Origin of the sequence: Burkholderia sp. JKS000303, assembly GCF_002563755.1 — a bacterium.
Lineage (GTDB): Bacteria > Pseudomonadota > Gammaproteobacteria > Burkholderiales > Burkholderiaceae > Burkholderia > Burkholderia anthina_B.
Map to the genome: position 1 here is coordinate 2,713,860 of NZ_PDBZ01000001.1, position 19,890 is coordinate 2,733,749.

9 protein-coding genes are annotated in these 19,890 nt (G+C 64.9%); 1 reads left to right on the plus strand and 8 read right to left on the minus strand.

The window, feature by feature from the left end:
• Positions 1-4: 4 nt before the first annotated feature.
• The 8 genes from BX604_RS13080 to BX604_RS13120 form a co-directional block, all read right to left on the minus strand.
• Positions 5-1,159: a DUF2827 domain-containing protein gene (locus BX604_RS13080; protein WP_098551158.1), complete on the minus strand. Its 1,155-nt coding sequence runs from the start codon at positions 1,157-1,159 to the stop codon at positions 5-7.
• 14 nt (positions 1,160-1,173) lie between these two features.
• Positions 1,174-2,319, minus strand: a complete 1,146-nt coding sequence (locus tag BX604_RS13085) for a DUF2827 domain-containing protein (RefSeq protein ID WP_098551159.1) — start codon at positions 2,317-2,319, stop codon at positions 1,174-1,176.
• Between the two features lie 404 nt (positions 2,320-2,723).
• Complete coding sequence (locus BX604_RS13090) at positions 2,724-3,392, minus strand: OmpA family protein (protein ID WP_098551160.1); 669 nt, start codon at positions 3,390-3,392, stop codon at positions 2,724-2,726.
• A 124-nt stretch (positions 3,393-3,516) separates the two neighbouring features.
• Positions 3,517-14,835 carry an ESPR-type extended signal peptide-containing protein gene (locus BX604_RS39895; RefSeq protein WP_306668230.1) on the minus strand — a complete coding sequence of 3,773 codons (11,319 nt, stop codon included), beginning with the start codon at positions 14,833-14,835 and terminating at the stop codon, positions 3,517-3,519.
• A 991-nt stretch (positions 14,836-15,826) separates the two neighbouring features.
• On the minus strand, positions 15,827-16,729 hold the full coding sequence (locus BX604_RS13105) for an aminomethyltransferase (RefSeq protein WP_098551161.1): 903 nt from the start codon (positions 16,727-16,729) through the stop codon (positions 15,827-15,829).
• A gap of 91 nt (positions 16,730-16,820) precedes the next feature.
• Positions 16,821-17,039, minus strand: a complete 219-nt coding sequence (locus tag BX604_RS13110) for a transcriptional regulator (protein WP_098551162.1) — start codon at positions 17,037-17,039, stop codon at positions 16,821-16,823.
• A gap of 226 nt (positions 17,040-17,265) precedes the next feature.
• Positions 17,266-17,916 carry an NADPH-dependent FMN reductase gene (locus tag BX604_RS13115; protein ID WP_098551163.1) on the minus strand — a complete coding sequence of 217 codons (651 nt, stop codon included), beginning with the start codon at positions 17,914-17,916 and terminating at the stop codon, positions 17,266-17,268.
• 316 nt (positions 17,917-18,232) lie between these two features.
• A complete protein-coding gene (locus BX604_RS13120) occupies positions 18,233-18,538 on the minus strand; it encodes an NIPSNAP family protein (RefSeq protein ID WP_098551164.1) in 306 nt (101 codons plus the stop codon).
• Positions 18,539-18,828: 290 nt separating this feature from the next.
• Between BX604_RS13120 and BX604_RS13125 the strand changes: the two genes are divergently transcribed.
• Positions 18,829-19,626, plus strand: a complete 798-nt coding sequence (locus BX604_RS13125) for a GNAT family N-acetyltransferase (RefSeq protein ID WP_098551165.1) — start codon at positions 18,829-18,831, stop codon at positions 19,624-19,626.
• Positions 19,627-19,890 lie beyond the last annotated feature (264 nt).

The window sequence follows — 19,890 nt, forward strand, 5'->3', positions numbered from 1 at the left end:
CGCGTCACGCGTCGCGATAGAGCGACGCGATCGCGTCGGAATAGGCGGCGACGTTGTCGGGGTTGTAGATGCTGACCGAGTCGAGTACGTGCTTCGACTGCTCGCGATACGCGTCCAGGTTCGCGTCGTGTTCGGCGAACGCCTGCAGCAGCGCGCGGCCGCCGGCCTGGCAATCGAAGTCCGGATAGAAATACCCGGCCTTGCCGAGGAACGGCGAGTTGTGGATCAGCGGATAGTCGCCGTACAGCAGTTCGTAGTACAGGTAGTTCTGCGCGTTTTCCCACGTATGCGACACCACCGCATCGCCGTAGGCCGCCATGAATTCGTACACCGCGTAGCGGCTTTCGAACGTCGTGATCCCGTGGTTCACGATATCGAGGCTCTTCGCGAAGTGGACGAAGGTCGGATGCTCCTTCAGGTGCATGGTGTTGCACACGCGCACGAACTCCACGAAATCGGGCTTCGCGCGATACGCTTCCTCGGTCACCAGCATCGGGACGATGCTCGTCTTCACCATGCAGATGTTCGGCTCGAACATCGTCACGCGCCAGCGCGGCTTGCCGGGCTGGTAGCCGAACGACAAACCGGCGCCGAGCGTCGCGCGTGCCTTGTCGAACAGCATCGGATGCCAGATGTGCGGAACGATCGTGACCGGCGCGCGCAGGCCCGTCTGGTAATAGTGCAGGCACGAGCGCTCGAATTCCGGAATCGTCCACACCGCGTCGTACGGCGCGCCCGAGAACAGGAAGCCCGACGGCTTGTTGAACATCGCGCGCTCGATGTCGATCACGTAGTCGTTGCCGACCCGCATCGTGATCACCTTGCCGCCGCGATCGCGGAACGTGCGCAGGTAGTCCGCACCGAACTGCGCGCTCATTTCGATCAGCACGTCGCAGCGCTGCAGCGCTTCGTCCATCGACAGGAGCGGCACGTCCCACTCGCCGAGCATCATCTGCGGATCGGCGAGCTGTTCGCCGCCGTTCACCATCACGGCTTCCGCGACGAGCGGCGACTGGCGCAGCAGCAGGATCAGCAGCAGGCAGTTCTGGAAAATGCCGTTTTCCCACAGCGACTGGCCGGCGCCGCGCACGAACAGCGACACGCCGACGACGAGGCGCTTGCCCTCGCCGGGCGCTTGACGGGCATTGGAGTCCGACATGCGTATGCTCCGGTTCAGGCGACCAGGCGCGCGACGAACGCGTCCAGGTTCGCGGGGTTGTCGATCGAGACCGACTGCAGCAGCCGGCCGGCTTTCGCGCGATAGTCGTCGAGCCGTTCGTCGTGATGCAGCCACGCGTCGAGCAGCGCGCGGCCGCCCGCGGCGGCGTCGAAGTCCGGGTAGTAGTAACCGGCGTCGCCGAGCATCGTCGAGTTGTGGATCAGCGGATAGCCGCCGTACAGCACGTCGTAGTACAGATAGTTCTGCGCGTTTTCCCAGTGGTGCGACACGACGGCGTCCGCATGGCGCGCCATGAAGCCGGGCAGGTCCATGCGCGGCTCGAAGGTCGCCTTGTGCTGGCGCACCAGGTCGAGGCTGTTCGCGAAGTGCACGAAGGTCGGGTGTTCCTTCATGTGCATCGAGTTGACGACGAACATGTGCTGCACGGCGTCCGGGCGCGCGCGGTAGAGCTCGTCGCACGCGAGCATCGGGTAATGGCACGACTTCACGACCGAGATGTTCGGTTCGAGCGTCGCGAGATGCCACGGCCGCTGGCCGGGCCGGTAGCCGAAGGTCGCGCCCTCCGCCGCGAGCGCGGCGATGCGGCGCTCGAGGAAGTACGGCGACCACAGGTGCGGAATCGTGTAGACCGGCGCGCGCAGCAGCGTGCGCAGCAGCGGCGCGTCGATTTTCTCCGATTTCTCGAGCACCCACACTTCGTCGAACGACGTGCCGTTGAAGACGTGCCCCGACGGTTTCCCGAAGATCGGCGTTTCAGCGAGGCCGCTATATGTGTGGCCGACGTAGCACGCGACGCATTTCTTGCCGAGCGCCTTCATGTGCTTCATCCATTCCACCGGCAGCTGGGCGCCCATCTCGATCACGACGTCGAGCTCATGCGTCACGTCGGTCGGCTTCACGAGCGGGATGTCGAGGCCGTCGAGGTCGAGCCCGGCCGGCAGCGCGTTGGCGTCGCCGCCGTTCAGGAAATAGACGGGGCCGACTCGGTCCGAGCGCTTGAGCATCATCGCGAGGAACGCGATGTTCTGATGGATGCCGTTTTCCCAGATCGCCTGGCCGTCCCGCGCAAACAGCGAGATGCCGACGGCCGGCCGTTGCTTGCGGGTGCGACCCGAGGCGGCTTGATTGATGTCCGTCACCGGTTGGTTTCCTCTGCGGCGTCGTGCGTGCGGCCGCGGCGTCGCGCGCCCTGTCCGAACACGGCGCGCCGTGGATTGTCATCGTTGCTTGTGCGCCGGCGTGCGCTGCAAAACCAGCCGAGCGATGCGGCGCGCGGGGCGGCCGCCGGGTTCCGGAATGCCGTCGCGCGGGCCTGGCACGGCGCGCGAAGCGGGCGGAACGTCCCGGCAACTGTCTGCGCCGATTGTGGCACGGAAGTCGCCGGTTTGTGGAGGGGCATGACGAACTTTGACATAGCGGCCGACGTCGCCGCCGCGCCCCGGCGAAGCCGTGCCGGAACGGTCCGGCGGGGCGGGGCTGCCCGCCCGGTTCGCGGCCGTCGCGGGCGGGCGCGTGCAGCGCCCGGGGCCGCGATGGCTGCCGTTCAGCGTTGCAGCGAGATGTCGACGCGGCGGTTGCTGGCGCGGCCTTCGACCGTCGCGTTGGACGCGACCGGATCGGCGCTGCCGCGGCCCGTCACCGACACGGATTGCGCGTGCAGCCCGTGCGTCTTCAGGTAGCCCGCGACGGTTTCCGCGCGGCGCTTAGACAGCGCGAGATTGGATGCGTCGCTGCCCGTCGAATCCGTATAGCCGGTGACCGTCACCTGCGAGTACGTGCGGTCTTCGCGCTGGCTCAGCAGCTTGTCGAGCGATGCGCGTGCGGCGGGCGTCAGCGTGGCCAGGCCCGTCGCGAACAGCGCGTCGCCGGCGAGGTTGACGTGTTCGACCGCGGGCACGGGAGCCGGTGCCGGTTCGGCGGCCGCCGGTTCCGCCGGCGCCGCGCCGCACTGGAACACCAGCGTCGCCGGATCCGAGCCGTCGCGCAGCGCGCGGGCCGAATCGACGGTGCGCACCGGCTGATCGCCGCAGATCTTGCGGGCGGCTTTCATGCAGGTCTGCGGGCCCGACAGCAGGCCGTGGCAGTCCACCTGGAACGTGCGCACGCCGTCGCGCGGCTGCAGTTCGGATGCGCTGAAGGTCGGGCCGGATGCGGTCGAGCACGCGGCGAGGCCCAGTGCGGAAAGCGCGAGCGCAAGAGCGAGTTTGTTCACGATGACGTCCTTAAGGCTTGGGTTGACCGAAGCCCGCCGTGCGGGGCACGGCGGGTTCGTCCTGCCGCCGGCGCCGCCACGTCCGGCCCGGCTGGCGAGCCGGGCCGCGTGGCGGCGCGACGGGTTACTTCCACTGGTACAGCATGCCGGCGCCGATCACCTTCTGACCGCCGCTGAAGCCGCCGTTGATCGACGCCTTCAGGTTTTCCGTGATGCGAGCCTGCATGTTGACCGCCATCGCCTTCTGGCCGAGGAAGGTCGACGTGCCGACACCCATCCCGAAGTTGGCGTCGCGATCGAGCTGCGGGATCGAGGCCATCGCGCCGACGGCCGCGATACCCTGCTTCGCCATCTGGTCGGTTTGTTGCAGTTGCGAACCCAGCGTGTTGATCTGCGCCTGCTGGCCCGACAGTGCCGTCGACAGCGTCGTCTGCACCTGCGTCAACTGGTTCACGTTCACCGCGTCGGTGCCTTCCGTACCCGGCGCGACGTTCGTGACCTGGCGCTGCTGCGAGTCGCTACCGACCGACACCACGTTCGAACGGCCGCCGTCGGTCGAATTCGCGCCGATCGCCACCGAGTTCGAGCCGGCGGTGACGGTCGGCTTGTCGGTGCCGGTGCCGTTCATGTCGGCCGCGATGCCGGAGGTGTTCGCCGCACGCGCCTGGTTGTTGTTGATCGTCGTCGACAGCTGGTTCACCGTGTTGCTGATGTTCGTCACGCCCGTCGACAGCGAGGCAACGTTGCTGTTCGTCGTGCTCAGGCCGGTCGACAGCGAGCCGATGCCGGTCGACGTCGACGTGGACAGCGAAGACACGTTGCTGTTCGTCGAGCTGAGGCCCGTCGACAGCGAGTTGATCGCGGTCGAGGTCGACGTGGACAGCGAGGCCACGTTGCTGTTCGTCGTGCTCAGGCCCGTCGACAGCGAGCCGACGCCGGTCGACAGCGACGAGATGTTCGACGCGGTCGACGTGGACAGGCTGTTGAGCGCCTGGTTCGTCGCGTTGAGCTGGCTGCCGTTGATCGCGTCCGTGCTGGTGGCCGATACCTGGCCTGCCGCGACGTTCGTGATCTGGCGTTCCTGGCCCGGCTGACCGACGCTCACGACCCCCACCGGCGAGCTGCCCGCGAAGAAGTACGTGACGCCGCCGATCGTTGCGCTCGACGTGCCCACTGCCGTACCCGTGACCGAGTTCGCGCCGAGTGCGACCGAGTTCGCGACGTTCGCCGTGGCGTTCGAGCCGAACGCAAGGGCGTCGGCTGCGGTTGCCGATGCGTTCGAACCGTAGGCCTGTGCACCCGTGGCGTTCGCCACCGCCGTGTTGCCGATTGCGATCGTGTTGTCCGCGGTTGCCTGGCTCGAGCCGCCGAGGGCGACGGCGTTGGCGCCGGTTGCCGTGTTCGCGTTGCCGAGCGCCAGTGCGCCGTCGCCGCTGGCCGTGTCGTTCGCGCCCATTGCCACGGCGCCCGTGCCCGTTGCCACGCTCGGGTCGCCGATCGCGACCGCGCCGTCGCCGCTCGCCGTGTTGCCGGAACCGATCGACACCGCCTTGCCGCCCGTGGCCGATGCGTTCTGGCCGATCGCGACTGCGCCGGTCGACGCGGCGTTCGAGCCGTCGCCGACTGCGACGCTGCTGGCGCCTGCCGCGCTGGCGTTCACGCCGGCGGCGAGCGAGTTGACGCCCGTTGCGCCGTTGTTGTTGTAGTTGCCTTGCTGCGTACCGTTGTCGTTGACGCTGTAGTAGTGCGTCTTTGCGTCGTTGATTGCGGTCGAGGTCGACGTGGACAGCGACGTGATCGAGCTGTTCGCCGTGCTGAGGCCGGTGGACAGCGAGCCGATGCCGGTCGAGGTCGACGTGGACAGCGAGACGATCGTGCTGTCGGTCGAGCTCAGGCCGGTCGACAGGGAGTTGATGCCCGTCGAGGTCGAGGTCGACAGCGACGTGATCGTGCTGTTCGTCGAACTCAGGCCGGTGGACAGCGAGCTGACGCTGGTCGAGGTCGAGGTCGACAGCGACGTGATCGTGCTGTTCGTCGAACTCAGGCCGGTGGACAGCGAGCTGATGCCGGTCGAGGTCGAGGTCGACAGGGACGTGATCGTGCTGTTCGTCGAGCTCAGGCCGGTGGACAGGGAGTTGATGCCGGTCGAAGTCGACGTGGACAGCGAGCTGATCGAGCTGGTTGCCGACGAGAGGCCGGTCGACGTGGAGGTCGACAGCGAAGACACCGTGCTGTCGGTCGAGCTGAGGCCAGTCGACAGCGAGTTGATACCCGTCGAAGTCGACGTGGACAGCGAGCTGATCGAGCTGGTCGCTGACGAGAGGCCGGTCGAGGTCGAAGTCGACAGCGAAGCGACCGAGCTATCGGTCGAGCTCAGCCCGGTGGACAGCGAGTTGATGCCGGTCGAAGTCGACGTGGACAGCGAGCTGATCGAGCTAGTCGCCGACGAGAGGCCGGTCGACGTGGAGGTCGAGAGCGAAGCGACCGTGCTGTCGGTCGAGCTCAAGCCCGTGGACAGGGAGTTGATGCCGGTCGAAGTCGACGTGGACAGCGAGCTGATCGAGCTGGTTGCCGACGACAGGCCGGTCGACGTCGAAGTCGAGAGCGAAGTTACCGTGCTATCGGTCGAGCTCAGGCCAGTCGACAGGGAGTTGATGCCGGTCGAAGTCGACGTGGACAGCGAGCTGATCGAGCTGGTTGCCGACGAGAGGCCGGTCGACGTGGAGGTCGAGAGCGAAGTCACTGTGCTGTCGGTCGAGCTCAGGCCCGTCGACAGGGAGTTGATGCCCGTCGAAGTCGACGTGGACAGCGAGCTGATCGAGCTAGTCGCCGACGAGAGGCCCGTCGACGTGGAGGTCGACAGCGAAGTCACCGTGCTATCGGTCGAGCTCAGGCCAGTCGACAGCGAATTGATGCCAGTCGAAGTCGACGTGGACAGCGAACTGATCGAACTAGTCGCCGACGACAGACCCGTCGACGTCGATGTCGACAGCGAAGTCACCGTGCTGTCGGTCGAGCTCAGGCCAGTCGACAGCGAATTGATGCCCGTCGAGGTCGACGTGGACAGCGAACTGATCGAGCTAGTAGCCGACGACAGGCCGGTCGACGTCGAAGTCGACAGCGAAGCGACGGTGCTGTCGGTCGAGCTCAAGCCAGTCGACAGCGAGTTGATGCCCGTCGAGGTCGAAGTCGAGAGCGAGCTGATCGAGCTGGTCGCTGACGAGAGGCCCGTCGACGTGGAAGTCGACAGCGAAGCGACGGTGCTGTCGGTCGAGCTCAAGCCAGTCGACAGGGAGTTGATGCCGGTCGAGGTTGAGGTCGAGAGCGAACTGATCGAGCTAGTCGCCGACGAAAGGCCGGTCGACGTCGAGGTCGACAGCGAAGACACCGTGCTGTCGGTCGAGCTCAGGCCAGTCGACAGGGAGTTGATGCCGGTCGAGGTCGAAGTCGACAGCGAGCTGATCGAGCTAGTCGCAGACGACAGGCCGGTCGACGTCGAGGTCGACAGCGAAGACACCGTGCTGTCGGTCGAGCTCAGGCCAGTCGACAGGGAGTTGATGCCGGTCGAGGTCGAAGTCGACAGCGAGCTGATCGAGCTGGTCGCCGACGACAGGCCGGTCGACGTCGAGGTCGAGAGCGAAGTCACCGTGCTATCGGTCGAGCTCAGGCCAGTCGACAGGGAGTTGATCCCGGTCGAAGTCGACGTGGACAGGGAACTGATCGAGCTGTCAGCCGACGAAAGGCCGGTCGACGTCGAAGTCGACAGCGAGGCGACCGAGCTATCGGTCGAGCTGAGTCCGGTCGACAGCGACCCGATGGAACTGGTCGCCGACGACAGACCCGTCGAGGTCGAGGTCGAGAGCGAAGCGACCGAGCTATCGGTCGAGCTCAAGCCCGTGGACAACGAATTGATGCCGGTCGAAGTCGAAGTCGAGAGCGAGCTGATCGAGCTGGTTGCCGACGACAGACCTGTCGACGTGGAAGTCGACAGCGAAGCGACCGTGCTATCGGTCGAGCTCAGGCCAGTCGACAGCGAATTGATGCCCGTCGAGGTTGAGGTCGAGAGCGAGCTGATCGAGCTGGTCGCTGACGAGAGGCCGGTCGAGGTCGAAGTCGACAGCGAAGTCACCGTGCTGTCGGTCGAGCTCAGGCCCGTCGACAGCGAGTTGATGCCGGTCGAAGTCGACGTGGACAGCGAGCTGATCGAGCTAGTCGCAGACGACAGGCCGGTCGACGTCGAGGTCGAGAGTGAAGTCACCGTGCTATCGGTCGAGCTCAGGCCAGTCGACAGGGAGTTGATGCCGGTCGAAGTCGACGTGGACAGCGAGCTGATCGAGCTGTCAGCCGACGACAGGCCGGTCGACGTGGAAGTCGACAGCGAAGCGACCGTGCTATCGGTCGAGCTCAAGCCCGTGGACAGGGAATTGATGCCTGTCGAAGTCGAAGTCGACAGCGAGCTGATCGAGCTGTCAGCCGACGACAGGCCGGTCGACGTCGAAGTCGAGAGCGAAGCGACGGTGCTGTCGGTCGAGCTCAGACCCGTGGACAGCGAGTTGATGCCGGTCGAAGTCGAAGTCGACAGCGAACTGATCGAGCTGTCAGCCGACGAGAGGCCGGTCGACGTCGAAGTCGAGAGCGAAGCGACGGTGCTATCGGTCGAGCTAAGCCCCGTGGACAGCGAGTTGATACCCGTCGACGTCGACGTGGACAGCGAACTGATCGAGCTGTCAGCCGACGAGAGGCCGGTCGACGTGGAGGTCGAAAGCGAAGCGACCGAGCTATCGGTCGAGCTGAGGCCAGTCGACAGAGAATTGATGCCCGTCGAGGTCGACGTGGACAGCGAACTGATCGAGCTGTCAGCCGACGAAAGGCCGGTCGACGTCGAGGTCGACAGCGAAGCGACCGTGCTATCGGTCGAGCTCAGGCCCGTCGACAGCGAGTTGATACCCGTCGAAGTCGACGTGGAGAGCGAGCTGATCGAGCTGGTTGCCGACGACAGACCCGTCGACGTCGAAGTCGAGAGCGAAGTCACCGAGCTATCGGTCGAGCTGAGTCCGGTCGACAGCGACCCGATGGAACTGGTAGCCGACGACAGACCCGTCGACGTGGAAGTCGACAGCGAAGCGACCGAGCTATCGGTCGAGCTAAGCCCCGTGGACAGCGAGTTGATACCCGTCGACGTCGACGTGGACAGCGAGCTGATCGAGCTGTCAGCCGACGACAGGCCGGTCGACGTGGAAGTCGAGAGCGAAGCGACCGTGCTATCGGTTGAGCTCAAGCCCGTCGACAGCGAGTTGATGCCGGTCGAAGTCGAAGTGGACAGCGAACTGATCGAGCTGTCAGCCGACGAGAGGCCGGTCGACGTGGAGGTCGAGAGCGAAGCGACCGTGCTATCGGTCGAACTGAGGCCAGTCGACAGCGAGTTGATCCCGGTCGAAGTCGACGTGGAGAGCGAACTGATCGAGCTGTCAGCCGACGACAGACCCGTCGACGTCGAGGTCGAGAGCGAAGCGACCGAGCTATCGGTCGAGCTCAAGCCCGTGGACAACGAATTGATGCCGGTCGAAGTCGACGTGGACAGCGAGCTGATCGAGCTGTCAGCCGACGACAGACCCGTCGATGTAGAGGTCGAAAGCGAAGCGACCGAGCTATCGGTCGAGCTCAAGCCCGTGGACAACGAATTGATGCCGGTCGAAGTCGACGTGGACAGCGAGCTGATCGAGCTGTCAGCCGACGACAGACCCGTCGATGTCGAGGTCGAGAGCGAAGCGACCGTGCTGTCGGTCGAGCTCAGGCCCGTGGACAGGGAATTGATGCCCGTCGAAGTCGACGTGGACAGCGAGCTGATCGAGCTGTCAGCCGACGACAGACCCGTCGACGTGGAGGTCGAGAGCGAAGCGACCGTGCTATCGGTCGAGCTCAGGCCCGTGGACAGGGAATTGATGCCGGTCGAAGTCGACGTGGACAGCGAGCTGATCGAGCTGTCAGCCGACGAAAGGCCGGTCGACGTGGAGGTCGAAAGCGAAGCGACCGAGCTATCGGTTGAGCTCAAGCCCGTCGACAGCGAGTTGATGCCGGTCGAAGTCGAAGTGGACAGCGAACTGATCGAGCTGTCCGCCGACGAGAGGCCGGTCGAGGTCGAGGTCGAGAGCGAAGCGACGGTGCTATCGGTCGAGCTCAAGCCCGTGGACAGCGAGTTGATGCCCGTCGAGGTCGAAGTGGACAGCGAGCTGATCGAGCTGTCAGCCGACGACAGACCCGTCGAGGTCGAGGTCGAGAGCGAAGCGACCGTGCTGTCGGTCGAGCTCAAGCCCGTGGACAACGAATTGATGCCGGTCGAAGTCGACGTGGACAGCGAACTGATCGAGCTGTCAGCCGACGACAGACCCGTCGACGTGGAAGTCGAAAGCGAAGCCACCGAGCTATCGGTCGAGCTCAGGCCCGTGGACAGGGAATTGATGCCGGTCGAAGTCGAAGTGGAGAGCGAGCTGATCGAGCTGTCAGCCGACGAAAGGCCGGTCGACGTGGAGGTCGAAAGCGAAGCGACGGTGCTGTCGGTCGAGCTCAGACCCGTGGACAGCGAGTTGATCCCGGTCGAAGTCGACGTGGACAGGGAACTGATCGAGCTGTCAGCCGACGACAGACCCGTCGAGGTCGAGGTCGAGAGCGAAGCGACCGTGCTGTCGGTCGAGCTCAGGCCCGTGGACAGCGAGTTGATGCCGGTCGAAGTCGACGTGGACAGCGAACTGATCGAGCTGTCAGCCGACGAGAGGCCGGTCGACGTCGAGGTCGAGAGCGAAGCGACCGAGCTATCGGTCGAGCTCAGGCCCGTCGACAGCGAGTTGATACCCGTCGAAGTCGACGTGGAGAGCGAGCTGATCGAGCTGTCAGCCGACGACAGACCCGTCGACGTGGAGGTCGACAGCGAAGCGACCGTGCTGTCGGTCGAGCTGAGGCCCGTCGACAGGGAGTTGATGCCCGTCGAGGTCGACGTGGACAGCGAGCTGATCGAGCTAGTCGCCGACGACAGACCCGTCGACGTGGAAGTCGAAAGCGAAGCGACCGAGCTATCGGTCGAGCTCAAGCCCGTCGACAACGAATTGATGCCGGTCGAAGTCGAAGTGGACAGCGAACTGATCGAGCTGTCAGCCGACGACAGACCCGTCGACGTGGAAGTCGAGAGCGAAGCGACCGTGCTATCGGTCGAGCTGAGGCCAGTCGACAGCGAGTTGATCCCGGTCGAAGTCGAAGTGGACAGCGAACTGATCGAGCTGTCAGCCGACGACAGACCCGTCGACGTGGAAGTCGAAAGCGAAGCGACCGAGCTATCGGTCGAGCTCAGGCCCGTCGACAGCGAATTGACGCCGGTGGAGAGCGACGCGATTGCGCTATCGGACGACGATACAGTCGACGCCAGGGACTGCAACTGACTCACGTTCACTGCATCGGTCGGGTTGCTACCCGGCGCAACGTTCGAAATTTGGCGCTCCGCGCCTGCGGCGCCCACGCTCACCACACCGCTTGCCGTCCCGGCCAGCGTGCCCGTACCCGGGTTGTAGTACGCGGTATTTGCCGCTGCGACCGTCGAGTTGGCGCCGAGGACGACCGAGTTGTCCACCGCGTCCGTGACGTTGCTGCCCAGCACGAACGCATTGTTGGCCGATACCGTGTTGTTGTTGCCGAACGAATACGAGCCCGTGCCGGAGACCGTGCTCGGGTCGCCGAACGCGCCCGAGTTGTTACCGGACACCACGTTGCCCGTGCCTACGCTGATCGACGACAGGCCCGTCGCCGTTGCACCCGAGCCGATCGCGACCGCGTCCGTGTTGCCGCCGGTGGCGCCTGCCAGCGAGTTCTTGCCCACGGCGATCGAGCGATCGGCCTGGGTGGTAGCCTGATTACCCACCGCGACGGCATCGGTCGCGGGCGGGATCTGGCTTGCGGAGTTCACCACGTTCCCATTGCGATCGATGAGGTTGCCCGTTGATTCGTCGAGGTGGAGGCCAGTGCCTGCCGACGTACCGATCGCCACGTTGTTGCTGCCGGTCGTGAACATGCCTGCGTTCACGCCGTTCGCTACGTTCGAACTGCCGTTCGTATTCAGTGCCGCATAGTCGCCGAGCGAAATGTTGCTGCTGCCTTGCACACCGGAGCCGGCTTGCAGGCCCATTGCATTGTTGCGGTTACCTGTCGCGGCCTGACCGGCACCAAAGCCGACGGCCGAATTGTAGTCGCCGTTGACCGACGTACCGGCGAGCGTGCCGATGCCCGTGTTTCCGCTGCCCGTGGTAAAGGTGCCGGCGCCATTGCCGAATTCGGAGTTGTTGCTCCCATTCAAGTTTTGCGCAGCGCTCGTACCAACTGCGGTATTGCTGGATCCGGAGATCTGGCTGCCGGCGCTGGCGCCGATCAGCGTATTGGACGTTCCCGAGCTGCTTCCGCCCGCACCTTGGCCGATGAACGTGCTTTGGTAGCTGCTACCGGTCACACCCTGGCCTGCACCCATGCCGATTGCCACTACGCCGCTATCGGACGCCGTCGCGCCGGCGCCGATAGCGACGGCGGCAAGGCCCGCCGCCGTGGCGCCGGAACCGACTGCTGTTGCATTGGTGGCGGTCGCAAGCGCATTAACGCCGGCTGCAAGTGCGTTCGGGCTGGTGGCGCCATCGTTGTTGTAGTTGTTCTGCGTCGTACCGTTGTCGTTGACGCTGTAGTAGTGCGTCTTGGCATTGTTGATTGCGGTCGACGTCGACGTGGAGAGCGAGGTGATGGAACTGCCGGCCGAGCTCAGACCCGTCGAGAGCGAACCGACCGAGCTATTAGCAGACGACAGGCCGGTCGAGAGCGAACCGATCGAGCTCGTAGCCGACGAGAGGCCCGTCGACGTGGACGACGACAGCGAGGTGACGTTGCTGTTGGTCGAACTCAGACCGGTCGAGAGCGAGCCGATGGAGCTGGTAGCCGACGAAAGACCGGTCGACGTGGACGACGAAAGCGAGGTGACGTTGCTGTTGGTCGAGCTGAGGCCGGTCGAAAGCGAGCCGATGGAACTGGTGGCCGACGAGAGACCCGTCGACGTGGACGACGACAGCGAGGTGACGTTGCTGTTGGTCGAGCTGAGGCCAGTCGAAAGCGAGCCGATGGAGCTGGTCGCCGACGAAAGCCCCGTCGACGTGGACGACGACAGCGAGGTGACGTTGCTGTTGGTCGAGCTCAGCCCCGTCGAAAGCGAGCCGATGGAGCTGGTGGCCGACGAGAGACCCGTCGACGTGGACGACGACAGCGAGGTGACGTTGCTGTTGGTCGAGCTGAGGCCGGTCGAAAGCGAGCCGATGGAACTGGTAGCCGACGAGAGACCCGTCGACGTCGACGACGAAAGCGAAGTGACGTTGCTATTGGTCGAGCTGAGACCGGTCGAAAGCGAGCCGATGGAGCTGGTGGCCGACGAAAGGCCCGTCGACGTGGACGACGACAGCGAGGTGACGTTGCTATTGGTGGAGCTGAGGCCAGTCGAAAGCGAACCGATGGAGCTGGTAGCCGACGAAAGGCCCGTCGACGTGGACGACGAAAGCGAAGTGACGTTGCTATTGGTCGAGCTGAGGCCGGTCGAAAGCGAACCGATCGAGCTGGTAGCCGACGAAAGGCCCGTCGAAAGCGAGCCGATGGAACTGGTGGCCGACGAGAGGCCCGTCGAAGTCGACGACGAAAGCGAGGTGACGTTGCTGTTGGTCGAGCTCAGGCCCGTCGAAAGCGAGCCGATGGAACTGGTGGCCGACGAGAGGCCCGTCGAAGTCGACGACGACAGCGAGGTGACGTTGCTGTTGGTCGAGCTCAGCCCCGTCGAAAGCGAGCCGATGGAGCTGGTGGCCGACGAGAGACCCGTCGACGTGGACGACGACAGCGAGGTGACGTTGCTGTTGGTCGAGCTGAGGCCGGTCGAAAGCGAGCCGATGGAACTGGTAGCCGACGAGAGACCCGTCGACGTCGACGACGAAAGCGAAGTGACGTTGCTATTGGTCGAGCTGAGACCGGTCGAAAGCGAACCGATGGAGCTGGTAGCCGACGAAAGCCCCGTCGACGTGGACGACGAAAGCGAGGCGACGTTGCTATTGGTCGAGCTCAGCCCCGTCGAAAGCGACCCAATCGAACTGGTAGCCGACGAAAGCCCTGTCGAAGTCGACGACGAAAGGCTCGAGATGCTCGAAGTCGTCGTGCTGGCGACCGCATACAACTGGCTGCCGTTGATCGCATCGGTGCTGGTTGCCGAGACCAGGCCTGCCGCGACGTTCTGGATCCGTCGCTCCGAGCCAAGCTTGCCGACGCTCACGACGCCGCCGGGCGCGGTGCTGCCGGCGTAGTTGCCGAACGTCTGAGTGCCGATCGTCGTGCTGAGCACCGTGCCGGTGCCGCCGGTCGCGGTCGATGCCGCGCCGGTCGTCACAGCGCCCTGGCCGATCGCGACGGAGCCCGCCACGTTCGCCGTGGCGCCCGTGCCGAACGCGGAAGCGCTTGCGGTGGTCGCGGCTGCACCCGCGCCGAAGGCCGTCGTGTTGTTCCCCGATGCACTGGCCGTGTTGCCGAACGCGGCGGCATTGTTCCCCGACGCCGTCGTGGCGTTGCCGAGCGCCGTGGCGGACAGGCCCGTTGCCGTCCCGGTCGTGCCCTGCGCATAGGCGCTCTGGCCGATCGCGACGTCGCCGTTCGACAGCGTCTGCGCCGCATTGCCGAGCGCCATCGAGTTGGCGCCGCCGCCGGCCGCGCTCGCGCCCAGCGCGAACGCACCGCTGGCAGACGACGTTGCGCCGTTGCCGATCGCGACCGACGACTGGCTCGTCGCGGTGACCGACTGACCGATTGCGAGGGACTGGTTACCGGTGGCCTGCGAGCCCGTCGCCCCGGCGTGACCGCCGATGGCGACCGCATCCGTGCCGGTCGCGAGTGCCTGATCGCCGATCGCAACCTGCGAGCCGAGGCCGTTGGCCGTCGCGGTGGCGCCGATGGCGACAGGCGAGGTGCCCTGAGCCGTGTTGGTGCCGATGGCCTGCGCGCCCTGGCCGATTGCGATCGCGCCGTTTTGCAGCGCCGTATTCGACGTGCCGGCCGTCGCGTTGCCGATCGCGATCGCGCCGGCAACCGACGAGTTGCCGGTCGCGGTTGCACCGTTGCCGACCGCGACCGCGTAAAGACCCGACGCCGTCGACGAATACGACGACCCGGAACTGCCGCCGATCGCGACCGCGCCGGTGCTCGCGGACGATCGGGTGCCCACCGTGTATTGCGCGTACGCGACATTGGTTGCGCATGCGCCAGTCACGAGCATGGCTGCCACGACGGCTTTTGCCACGGCAGACTTGTTCGGCTTGCCGCGTGCGGTAGAAATTTCCGATGCGGCAACCCAGGCGCCGAGGGATTCGTTCCAGATAGAGCGGTATGTGCGGTTCATGTCCTGCTGCCTCCAAATACGCAACGCAACACACCGGTCTATTTAGTCAGATGAATCTGCCGTGCGCCCGCGCGAATCTCAAAAATGATGGGCGGAGTTTATTTGAGATGGTTTTTTGAGATTGACAAATAGTGAAAAATTGAGGGCTTTGAAAGTTAAAAGAAGGTCAATGTGTCGTGTTTTGATGTATTAGAGCGTAACAATTTGGAAAATGACGAGAATGCTGAATGTAGGGCTTCGTGAACACCTTGGTGTCAGTGAAAAATCTATTAAATTCAATGTGTTGCGGTAGTTTTGTGCGCTGGATTACACACGGAGCGCGTCTACATGAAAGGAAAATGAAATAGCAAACGTTTGCGAGATGGCTCCACATTTCTAGTTTGTAATGTTTTGGAGTCGGCCGGATTTTGGGAAATTCAGTATTTTATTAATCTATTAATTTAATGAAAGTTTGCATTTTTACTTATATTAAATTGTTTCCAGGTGGATCGAAAATAGCCTGAATATGGCGATACGCGATTGTGCATATTTGCTCATCGCGGAGCTGCCGCTGCCCGTGTGACGGGCGTTCGGCGGTTGGCCGGGCGAGCGAAGTTGTAAAAAATTGCAACAGCGCCACGGTTCCCGATCAGCATTCCGATCGGAAATTTATTCCAATTGATGCGTCTCGGACGATTGTTATCGAGCGCTTAAATAACGCGTCCGATAGCCCCCGACGAGCGAGCTTCCCATTCGCTTACGATCGGGTGGCGACGGGTTGCGCCCGGTGCTGCCGATAGGCGCCCGTGGCAAGGTCGGATAGAGGCGGGAGGGGCGGAAATGTCAAATTTCCGGTGTGACAATTTGTCCTGCAGCACGGCGGTCGGGCACGCGTGCCGAACGACGCCGCCGCATGAGCAGCGGCGCGGATTGCGTCGGCCACTTTCCACGGCTCGGCGCAACGCATCCGGATCGGAATCCAGACGAGACCGGAAACCGGCACGCTGCCGCGTTATTTCCGCAGAAAGCGCAGCGCGAGGCGCGCCAGGCGCGGGACGAACATCGGGCGCAGCAGCCGCTTGTCGTACCCGGCCATGCGCCGGTCGTTCTCGCTGAGGCACAGCGCGATGAGCTCGCGCGGGTTCAGCGTCTCGCCGATATCGGCGGTGCCGGTCGCCGGGAAGTTCGCGTCGCGCGCGACGCCATCGGTGTCGATGCCGCGCGCGATGCCGATGCGCTCCCGGATCAGGACCGCCCACACGGCCACCACACGTGCGAAGAACCAGGGCCGGCGCCACCACGGCAAATTGCGCCAGTACCACGCGTACCAGTTCACGAAGAACAGGATGTGCCGGCCTTCCTCCTGGATCACGGGTTCGAAGGTTTCGACGAGTTCGGACGGGAAATAACCGGAGCGCTGGGCGGAGCGGAACAGGCCGAACGCGAAGAAGCTGTCGATGCACTCGCTGAAGCCGGTCATCATCCACGACCATTCGGGATCCGTCGGCGCCGGATAGGGCGGCTCGGGGGCGAGCTCGATGCCGTAGGCGTGCACCAGCTTCGACAGGACGACCTTGTGGCGCGCTTCCTCGCCGCCGTCCATCTCGAGCGCGCGGCGCAGCAGCGGATCGTCGACGGTTTCGGCGAAGGTGGCGACACGGATCGAGGCGCGGCCTTCGGTCTGCACGGCGATGTCCCAGATGGGCAGCGACGTGAGTCGTTTGAGTGCGTCGGGTGGGAGGGCGGGCCAGTCGATGACGGCCGGTTTGTACGGGTTGTGTGTGTCGAGCAGCATGCGGCAGAACATCTGCCTGTGCGCATCGGAACCGATCCTGACTGGACCTTGCCTCTCGAAGGTCCAGTTGCGCATGGCGTGATCTGCCGCTGCATGCTCTTCCTGCAGCGTGTCGGACATGGCTGTTGTTGTGCGATTACGGAGTGAAAGATTCTTGCATAGCTTCCGTCAACGCGTATTTTCGAGCCGCCGCTACGCTGCGGCCGCGCGCTCAGGCCTGCGTGTCGACCCAGAGGCGGCCCCAGCGGGACGCATAGGCGAGCGCGTGTTCCTCTTCGAAGAAGAAGTCGATTGCGTCGAACGAGACGGCGCGCGGCGACGGGCCGCCGGCGGCCTTCTCGATCGTCAGGTTCGCGGCGAACAGCCCATTCGGCAGCCGGGCGGCGGCGGGGGCCACTTCGTAGCCCTTGTAGCGGATCGTGCGGTTCATGGCATGGGCGCAGAGGGTTCGGGCTTTCAGCGTACGAAAACCGGCAGCCCGCGTGAACCAATCTTTCGGCCAATGCAAATTCCGTGGCGGGCCGAATCGTTATCGGTGCAGCGGGCGGGCTCGATGGAAAGGGATGCGCGGACGCGGCTCGCGCCGGGTTTCAGGACGCGCGCCGCCCGCCGCCGGCGAACGTGATCGGCCGGGACGGGCGGCGGGAAGGCGGCGATTACTGGTTGGCGATCTTCAGCACGGGCGCGAGCGCGTCGACCGACGCGGCATGCGTGGCCGCGCGATGCGACGCGAACGCGAGCGCGAATTCGGCGGCTTGCGCGCCAACCGTCTCGAGCTGCGCGACGACCTTCGGGTCCGAGCAGCTGTCGGCGCTGTCGAAGCGCGTTTCGAGCGTGTTCACGGTGGCGCCGAACGGCGTCGGCCAGCCGCGCAGCGCGTGGACGATCGAGCGCAGCGATGTGAGCACCGTGCCGGCCGCCTGCCAGCCGTATGCGGTGACGATCAGGCCGACCGCGCGGCCGTCGAGATACGGCCGGTCGTCGGCGCGCAGTTCCTCGAGCGTGTCGAGGGCGTTCTTCACGAGGCCGGACACGCCGCCGTGATAGCCGGGCGTGGCGATGATGATCGCGTCGGCTTCGCGCACGGTGTCGATCAGCTCGCGCTGTGCGTCGGTGAGCGTTTTGTGTTCGGGGGCGTAGTGCGGCAGCGTATGCAGGAACGGGCCGTCGAACAGGCGCGTGCGTGCGCCGGCGGCTTGCGCGCCGCGCAGCGCGAACGACAGGGCGCGCTCGGTCGACGATGCGGCTCGGGTGGTGCCGCCGATGCCGACGACGAACGGGCGGCGGTGTTGATCGAATGCAGTCAAGGGGCGCTCCTAGGATGGCTTGCCCGGCTAAGCACAGGCTTAAAACCAGATGGTAACGACCCTGTCGCCACTCTGAAAACGACTTTTCGTTCTATCTATATGCCGTGCGCGAGGGTCGCGCGTGCGGGCGCCGCCGCAGATGGATAGCAGAAATGCTTGGTTGGGACGGCGTGCCATGCCCGATAGGATGGACCCGTCTCCTCCATGATGTCTCTACTGACATGGGTTGGCCCCGCCACGCGGATGCAGGCGGGGCTTTTTTTCGTCCGTCGCCGGCGCACGGCGCGTGCTGCGTAGCGTGACTTCGGTAGACGCGTCAGTCGAACACCGGGCGGAAGAAGCTGCGCTCGTAGCTGACGATGCAGCGCGTCTCCTCCGCGTAGCGGAACGCGGCCTGGCAGGCCGGATCGTCCTTCGAGAGTTCGCGGTAACGCTCGTATTCGGCAAGACTCGGAAACGAGAACATCGCGAGCGCGATATTGCTCGCGCCTTCGGACGGCAGGAAGTAGCCGTGATGCGTGCCGCCGAATTGCTCGACGAGCGGGATCCACATCTTGCCGTAGGCTTCGAACTGTTCGAGTTTGTACGGATCGATGACGTAGCGAAGGAAGCAGGTGACCATGGGCGCTCGCGGTGCGATGAAGGAGCAGCGAGTCTGGATCGCGTCGCGCGGTGTGTCAACGGTCGGGCGAGTGCGCGTAGCGATGCCGTCGACGAGAGGCGAGCCGTGCACGGTTTGCCCGAACAACGATCGACGTCGTGGGGCGCATGCGGTCGGTTGCACGCGCATCGAACCCGCACGTTGCAGTCGCGTCGCACGCATTCGTGCAGCCCCGTTTTTACGACATTTTTTCTTGCGACGCCGGTCGGCACGCTCCTAGACTTCGGTCATTCGAACCACGGAGCACTGCGATGTCGATTTCCCGGAACGCGATCGCCGAACGTTCACCCGACGCGCCGCCCGCGATGCGCACCGACCGGGTCATCGTGCGGCGCTTCGATCCGGCCTTCGACAGCTACACGCAGCTCACCGCGCTGCTGCACCGTGCGTTCGCGCGGCTCGGCGCGATGGGGCTGAACTGCACGTGCGTCGACCAGGACGAGGACGTCACGCGTCGTCGCGCCGAAGCTGGCGAGTGTTTCGTGGCGGTCTGCGCTGGGCGCGTGATCGGCACCGCCACGCTGTATGCGACCGATCCGGCTTCGCCGTGCTCGTTGTACCGGCGCGAAGGCGTCGCGAGCGTGCGGCAGCTGGCGGTCGATCCCGAATGCCAGAGCCGCGGGATCGGCGCGTTGCTGCTGTCGTTCGCCGGGCAGTGGGCGGCATTGCGCGGCTATACGCTGCTCGCGCTGGATACGCCGCATCCTGCGTCGCACCTGGTGGCGTTCTACGGCGCGCAGGGTTTCGACGTGGTCGACGTGATGCGCTTCGCCGGCAAGCGTTACGACAGCGCGATCCTCTGCAAACGGCCCGTCGCACTGCCTGCTCATCCTGCTCGCCGCGTGTCGCCGGCATCCCGTCTGGCGGTGCGCGTGGCTGCGGTGCGACGCCTCGCGTATGCGCTGCCGTCGCGGGTGGCGACGGTGGCCCGACGCGATCTGCGCATGCGGCGCGGCGCGGGATGGGCCGCGCGCCGCGCGGCCGGCGCCGCGAGCTGCCGCTCGTCGCCGTGGCGGCCGCGCCAGCACGGGCGCTATACGGCCGGCTGAGCACCGCACACCGGCCCGATCGCCGGCTTGTCCCGGTTTCCCCGCTTTTACCGCGTCGACGTCATGTGAGCAGAGTGTGGCGCTCCTGCTCGTGTAAGGCCCATGAGACACCTCGCCGCGCCGCGGCGAAGCGGACGTTTACGCGCTTTTTATGCTTTGACGGCACCCTTTGCCGCGATCTTCACACGAACCTTCATATGATGGTTGCGTGGAAACGGAAGCCGCATGCCCCGATGCGTGACGGCACCCGGCTCGCCCGACCGA

What these genes read in the sequence shown, in the direction of transcription:
- BX604_RS13080 (WP_098551158.1), bottom strand. Translation starts at nt 1,159, where the DNA reads ATGTCGGACTCCAATGCCCGTCAAGCGCCCGGCGAGGGCAAGCGCCTC.
- BX604_RS39895 (WP_306668230.1), bottom strand. Translation starts at nt 14,835, where the DNA reads ATGAACCGCACATACCGCTCTATCTGGAACGAATCCCTCGGCGCCTGG.
- BX604_RS13105 (WP_098551161.1), bottom strand. Translation starts at nt 16,729, where the DNA reads ATGTCCGACACGCTGCAGGAAGAGCATGCAGCGGCAGATCACGCCATG.
- BX604_RS13110 (WP_098551162.1), bottom strand. Translation starts at nt 17,039, where the DNA reads ATGAACCGCACGATCCGCTACAAGGGCTACGAAGTGGCCCCCGCCGCC.
- BX604_RS13120 (WP_098551164.1), bottom strand. Translation starts at nt 18,538, where the DNA reads ATGGTCACCTGCTTCCTTCGCTACGTCATCGATCCGTACAAACTCGAA.
- BX604_RS13125 (WP_098551165.1), top strand. Translation starts at nt 18,829, where the DNA reads ATGTCGATTTCCCGGAACGCGATCGCCGAACGTTCACCCGACGCGCCG.